Source organism: Inquilinus sp. (assembly GCF_057815775.1).
This window is the reverse complement of the sequence record NZ_JBYRFX010000147.1, coordinates 1-5,715: the sequence shown is the minus strand read 5'-3', so window position 1 is coordinate 5,715 and position 5,715 is coordinate 1. Positions and strand designations below refer to the sequence as shown.

General features: G+C 70.0%; 8 protein-coding genes. All 8 read left to right on the top strand.

Translation table 11 applies throughout. From position 1 onward, the window contains the following. A partial coding sequence (locus AC3XYG_RS05375) for a glutamine amidotransferase-related protein (RefSeq protein ID WP_489138785.1) occupies positions 1–304 on the top strand: 304 nt, incomplete at its 5' end. Positions 305–329: 25 nt separating this feature from the next. After that, positions 330–902, top strand: a complete 573-nt coding sequence (locus AC3XYG_RS05370) for a GNAT family N-acetyltransferase (protein WP_489138784.1) — start codon at positions 330–332, stop codon at positions 900–902. Beyond that, the gene (hisA, locus tag AC3XYG_RS05365; RefSeq protein ID WP_489138783.1) at positions 899–1,642 is read left to right on the top strand and encodes a 1-(5-phosphoribosyl)-5-[(5-phosphoribosylamino)methylideneamino]imidazole-4-carboxamide isomerase; all 744 of its coding nucleotides are present in this window, start codon (positions 899–901) and stop codon (positions 1,640–1,642) included. Before AC3XYG_RS05370 ends, hisA begins: the two co-directional genes overlap by 4 nt. A 4-nt stretch (positions 1,643–1,646) precedes the next feature. Next, a complete protein-coding gene (hisF, locus tag AC3XYG_RS05360; protein WP_489138782.1) occupies positions 1,647–2,411 on the top strand; it encodes an imidazole glycerol phosphate synthase subunit HisF in 765 nt (254 codons plus the stop codon). Continuing rightward, positions 2,408–2,767, top strand: a complete 360-nt coding sequence (locus AC3XYG_RS05355; RefSeq protein WP_489138781.1) for a phosphoribosyl-ATP diphosphatase — start codon at positions 2,408–2,410, stop codon at positions 2,765–2,767. The genes hisF and AC3XYG_RS05355 overlap by 4 nt, the downstream gene beginning before the upstream one ends. 127 nt (positions 2,768–2,894) lie before the next feature. Beyond that, a complete protein-coding gene (locus tag AC3XYG_RS05350; protein WP_489138780.1) occupies positions 2,895–3,266 on the top strand; it encodes a histidine triad nucleotide-binding protein in 372 nt (123 codons plus the stop codon). After that, positions 3,263–5,122, top strand: a complete 1,860-nt coding sequence (locus AC3XYG_RS05345) for an adenylate/guanylate cyclase domain-containing protein (protein ID WP_489138779.1) — start codon at positions 3,263–3,265, stop codon at positions 5,120–5,122. The genes AC3XYG_RS05350 and AC3XYG_RS05345 overlap by 4 nt, the downstream gene beginning before the upstream one ends. A gap of 68 nt (positions 5,123–5,190) precedes the next feature. After that, on the top strand, positions 5,191–5,715 hold a 525-nt coding region (locus tag AC3XYG_RS05340), incomplete at its 3' end, for an NAD(P)-binding protein (RefSeq protein WP_489138778.1).

Sequence of the window (5,715 nt, the reverse complement as noted above, 5' to 3'; positions counted from 1 at the left end):
CGCGGTGGTGCCGCTGGCCCCGGCCGACCCGGACCTGGTGGTGCCGCAGATGGGCTGGAACACCCTGGCCGTGGGCGAGGCGCATCCGGTGCTGAACGGGCTCGACGGCCAGGACGTCTATTTCGCCCATTCCTACGTCATGGTCCCGGCCGACCCGGTCGATGTGCTGGCCACGGTCGACTATGGTGGGAAGCAGACCGCCGCGGTCGGGTCCGGCAACTGGATCGGCCTGCAGTTCCACCCGGAAAAGAGCCAGGCGGCGGGCTTGCGCGCGCTCGGCAACTTCGTCACCTGGACGCCATGAATGGCGTCCGCCCAAGGTCCGCGCCATGAATGACAGTGCAGCATCGCCGCCTGCGGTTTCGGTCGGCCGGCTGGAGCGGTTCCGCAGCAACGACCTGGACGATCTCTGCGACGCCGCCGATCTCGCCATCCTCGAAGGCGGCGGCTTCGGCTGGGTCGCCCCGCCGCCGCGCGAGACGATGGAGCGGTACTGGGGCGGCGTCGTGGTCATGCCCGGCCGGCACCTGTTCGTTGGCCGGATCGACGAGATGATCGCCGGCGCGATCCAGCTGGTCGAGCCGCCGGTCAACAACGAGGCGCAGGCCTTCGCCGCCGGCTTGAGCGGCATCTTCGTCGCCCCCTGGGCCCGCGGCCATGGCCTGGCCCGGATGCTGGCGGAAGCGGCCGAGGTCGAGGCGCGCGAGCGCGGCTACGGCCTGCTCAGCCTCGACGTGCGTGAGACCCAGTCTGCGGCGATCCGTCTCTTCGAGGGGATGGGTTTCATCCGCTGGGCCACAAATCCGTATTATGCTCGTGTCGGCGGCCGCCTGATCGGCGGCTGCTACTTCCACAAACTGTTGATCCCGCCGACCGAGGCGGGGCTGGACCCGATGCCATGATCCTCTACCCGGCCATCGACCTGAAGGACGGACACTGCGTCCGCCTCGTCCGCGGCGAGATGAGCGAAGCCACGGTCTTCAACCTCGACCCGGCGGAACAGGCCAAGGCCTTCGCCAGCCAGGGCTTCAGCTGGATCCATGTCGTCGACCTGAACGGCGCCATCGCCGGCCGGCCGGCCAATGCCGAGGCGATCGGCGCCATCCTCAAGGCGACCTCGCTGCCGGTGCAGCTCGGCGGCGGCATCCGCGACCTCGAGCGGATCGAATTCTGGATCGAACAGGGCGTCGCCCGGGTGGTGCTGGGCACCGTCGCGGTGCGAGACCCCGACCTGGTGCGCGAGGCCTGCCGTCGCTGGCCCGGCCGGGTCGCCGTCGGCATCGATGCGCGCGAAGGCTTCGTCGCGATCGAGGGCTGGGTCAAGACCTCGACCGTCAAGGCGCTGGACCTGGCGCTGCGCTTCGAGGACTCCGGCGTCGCCGCGATCATCTACACCGACATCAACCGCGACGGCGCGATGGGCGGGCTGAATGTCGAGGCCACCGCCGACCTGGCCTTCGCCCTGACCACGCCGGTGATCGCCTCCGGCGGCGCCTCCTCGCTCGACGACCTCCGGGTCATCAAGCGCGAGGAGAAGTCGGGCATCGCCGGGGTGATCTGCGGCCGGGCGCTGTATGACGGCCGCATCGACCCGAAGCAGGCGCTGGCCATCCTGTCCGGACCGGTTCCGGTGGGGGCCTGAGGCCATGCTGAAGGTCCGGGTCATCCCCTGCCTCGACGTCAAGGACGGCCGGGTCGTCAAGGGCGTGAACTTCGAGAATCTGGTCGATGCCGGCGATCCGGTCGAACAGGCGCGGCACTATGACCGCGAAGGCGCGGACGAGCTGGTCTATCTCGACATCGCCGCGACGCATGAGAATCGCGGTGTGCTGTTCGACGTGGTCCGCCGCACGGCGGAACAGGTGTTCATGCCGCTGACCGTCGGCGGCGGCGTGCGTAGCACCGACGACGTGCGGGCGCTGCTGCTGGCCGGGGCCGACAAGGTCTCGATCAACTCCGCCGCCGTGGCGCGGCCGGAGCTGGTGTCCGAAGCCGCGATCAAGTTCGGCCGGCAATGCGTGGTGGTGGCGATCGACGCCAAGCAGGTCTCGCCGGGCCAATGGGAGATCTTCACCCATGGCGGCCGCAAGGGCACCGGCATCGATGCGGTGGAGTGGGCCGACCGGATGGCCGCGACCGGCGCCGGCGAGCTGCTGGTGACCTCGATGGACCGCGACGGCACCAAGGAAGGCTTCGACCTGGAGCTGCTGAAGAAGATCCGCAAGGTGGTCGGCGTCCCGGTGATCGCCTCGGGCGGGGTCGGCACGCTGGACCATCTCGCCGACGGGGCGCTGGTCGGCGGCGCCACCGGGCTGCTCGCGGCCTCGATCTTCCATTTCGGCACCTATTCGATTGCCCAGGCCAAGCAGCACCTGGCGGCGGCCGGTCTGCCGGTGCGGATGGCGGCATGAGCGGCCCCGCCTCCATAGGCTCCGCCCCGCAGATCGACGCCCGGGTGCTCGAACGGCTGTTCGCTGTGATCGCGTCGCGGCAGGGCGCCGATCCGTCCACCAGCTACACCGCCAAGCTGTTCGCCCGCGGCCGGCCGAAGATCGCGCAGAAGCTGGGCGAGGAGGCGGTCGAGACCGTGATCGAGGCAATGCGCGGCGATCCGGCGGCGATCGCCTCGGAAAGCGCCGACCTGCTGTACCACCTTCTGGTGCTGTGGGCTGATGCCGGGGTGGCGCCCGAATCGGTCTGGGCCGTGCTGGCGGCACGGGAAGGCATCGGCGGCCTCGCCGAAAAGGCGTCGCGGCCGACGGAATGACGAGTCCCGGCCGTGGTGGGGGAGCTTCCTCCCCGCACGTCGCGTCCGGGCGCTTGCAGGTCGCTTGGTCGACGGGCCGAATTTCGCCGTGATTCATCATCAGAAGGACCGGTGGAAAGGACCATGAATGGCCTATGATCCCAACAACGTCTTCGCCCGGATCCTGCGCGGCGAGATCCCGTGCCGGAAGGTGTATGAGGACGACCACGTCCTGGCCTTCCACGACATCAGCCCGCAGGCCCCGGTCCATGTGCTGGCGATCCCGAAGGGTGCCTATGTCTCGATGGATGATTTTTCCGACCGTGCGTCCGACGCCGAGATCGCGGCCCTGACCCGGGCGGTCGGCCGGATCGCACGCGACCTCGGCCTGGCCGAGCCCGGCTACCGCATCCTGTCGAACATCGGCGGCCACGGGCACCAGGAGGTGCCGCACCTGCACATCCATATCTTCGGCGGCCGGCCGCTGGGCCGGATGCTGGACACTGCCATCGCCCCATGACCCTGCCGGTTCCCGCCGAGATCGAGCCGGTGCCGCGGCGCGCCGGCCCGCGCAAGCGCACGGTCACCCTGGCCCGGACGCTGGCTGTCGCCATCGGCGGGCTGGTGGCGATCGCGGTCGCGGCGGTGCTGGCGATCTATTGGACGACGACGGCGCGGACCACCTTCGACCTGCTGACCAACCAGGCCGAGATTGGCGTGGCCTCGGTCGAGGCCCGGCTGCGGCAGCATCTGGAACCGGTGTCGAACGAGCTGGGCAGCCTGGCCCTGATGCTGCAGCAGGGGCGGCTCGACCCCGGCGACGCCGCCCAGTTCTCGACCATGCTGACCGGCGCCCTGTCGGCCTCGCCGCAGGTGCAGTCGATCGCGTACCTGACCGAGGACATGAAGATCCACGGCGTGTCGCGCCAGCCGGACGGCACCTATTATCCCTTCGACAATCCGGGCGACCCCAAGCGCAGCGAAGAGGCGCTGGCCGATGCCTCCGCCAAGGTGGACGCCTATTGGGGCGAGATCCTGTACCTGGACGACGGGCCGCACGCCACGGTGCTGAACCTGCGCCAGCCGGTGCGCCGCAACGGCCAGCTGGTCGGCCTGCTGTTCGCGGTGGTGACGGTGCAGGACCTGTCGAAATTCCTGGCGCGGGTGTCCAGCGACCCGTCGCAGGTGCCGTTCATCCTGTATGGCGAAGACCGCGTCCTGGCGCATCCGCGCATGGCCGTCGACCCGCCGCCGGCCTCGGTGGCGGAACCGCTGCCACGGCTCGACCAGGTCGGCGACCCCCTGCTGGCCGCCCTGTGGTCGCACGGCAACCCGGTCACCGTGCGCAATCCGCGGGTGCGGATCCGTGAGGTCGAGACCGGGGACTATGACGAGCTCTTCCTGTACCGCACCATCTACGGCTTCGGTCCGACGCCCTTGATCCTCGGCATCCATGTGCCGGGCGACGCGATCGGGGCCGAGGTGCAGCGCGTGATCCGTGCCGGCCTGGCCGGGCTGGCGGTGATGGTGCTGGCGATCATCGTCGGCGTCTTCGTCGGCCGCATGATCGCCCGCCCGGTCCGCGCCTTCTCCGACCAGGCGCGGGCGGTCGGCACCCTGGAATTCAGCAAGCTGAAGCCGCTGCCCGGTAGCATCTTCAAGGAGCTGAACGAGGGGGCACAGGCCTTCAACACCATGCTGGTCGGGCTGCGCTGGCTCGAGACCTATGTGCCGAAAAGCCTGGTGCGCCGGCTGATCATCAAGGGCGACGGCGAAGACGTGGTCTCGATCGAGCGCATCCTGACGGTGATGTTCACGGACATCGCCAATTTCAGCGGCGCGGCGGAACGGCTGCCGGCGGCCCGCATCGCCGCCTTCCTGAACGAGCATTTCGCCATCCTGGCGCGCAGCATCGAGGCCGAATCCGGCACCATCGACAAGTTCATCGGCGACTGCCTGATGGCCTTCTGGGGTGCGCCGGAGAAGATGAAGGACCACGCGCCGCGCGCCGCCCGCGCCGCGCTGGCCATCGCCGCGGCGATGCGGGTCGACAACGATCGCCGCAGCGCCGCCGGCCGGCCGCGGCTGCGCCTGCGCATCGGGCTGCACAGCGGCCCGGTGGTGGTCGGCAACATCGGCGCGCCCGGCCGCACCAACTACACCATCGTCGGCGACACTGTGAACATCGGCAACCGGCTGGAACAGCTGGGCAAGGTGCTGTCGCGCGACGAGGAGACGACGATCCTGATCAGCGCCGAGACCGCGGCGCTGCTGGGCCCGGAATTCGAGATGGAGAGCCTGGGCCCCCGCCGCGTCCGCGGCCGCAACGGCGAAGTCGAGATCTTCCGCCTGACTGGGCTGAAGCCGACCGTCTGACATCCCCGGCTTGACCGCCCCTCCGTCCCGCGGGCAGCCTCGGGGCCGGGGCCAGCCAGGGGGAAGCGATGTCGTCCAAACGCGATCGGGATCTGGGGATGGGCCGGGCGATCACCCGGCGGGATTTTCTCGACGGCGTCGCCCTGACGGCGGGTGCCGCTGCGCTGGGCGGTCCCTTGGCCCGTAGCGCCTTTGCGGCCGGCCCGGCCGCTCCCGCCCCGGCGACGCTGACCGGCCTGCGCGGCCAGTACGAAGGGTCGTTCAACGTCATGCACTCCGTGCGCGACGGCACCTTCTGGGACAAGGCCGGGACGCCGGAATCGACCGGCGAACGCTATGATCTGGTGGTGGTCGGCGGCGGCATCTCAGGCCTCGCCGCCGCGATCCAGTACCGCAAGCAGGCAGGGGCGGGCGCCCGCATCCTGGTGCTCGATGCCATCGACGATTTCGGCGGCCACGCCAAGCGCAACGAGTTCACCGCCGCGGACGGCCGGACCATCATCGGCTATGGCGGCTCGCAGTCGCTGCAGACGCCCAGCTATTTCAGCCCGGCGGTCAACGCCCTGCTGGCCGACATCGGCATCGAGCCGCAG